Here is a 240-nt window from a genome sequence, read left to right on the forward strand (position 1 = left end):
GGGTCAGGTACTGCGACTCCTTCGGCCCGGCGCTGTTCAGGCAGGTGGCGTTCAGGCAGCCGCGCAACAAGCCCTGCGCGTCGAAGATCGGCGCCACGGAACAGCTGAGGCGGAAGTTGGAGGCCAGGAAGTGTTCTTCGCGGTGAATGATCATCGCCTGTTCAGCGGCCAGGGCGGTGCCAATGGCGTTGGTGCCGGCCACCGATTCGTCCCAGCGCGCCCCGACGATCAGCCCGGACT

1 protein-coding gene is annotated in these 240 nt (G+C 66.7%); it reads right to left on the reverse strand.

Features of this window, described 5'->3' with window-relative positions; genetic code table 11:
• Positions 1–240: GAF domain-containing protein (locus KZZ07_RS27365; RefSeq protein ID WP_219520191.1), on the reverse strand; the 240-nt coding region annotated here is incomplete at both ends.

Origin of the sequence: Mameliella sp. CS4 (assembly GCF_019392335.1) — a bacterium.
Taxonomy (GTDB): domain Bacteria; phylum Pseudomonadota; class Alphaproteobacteria; order Rhodobacterales; family Rhodobacteraceae; genus Antarctobacter.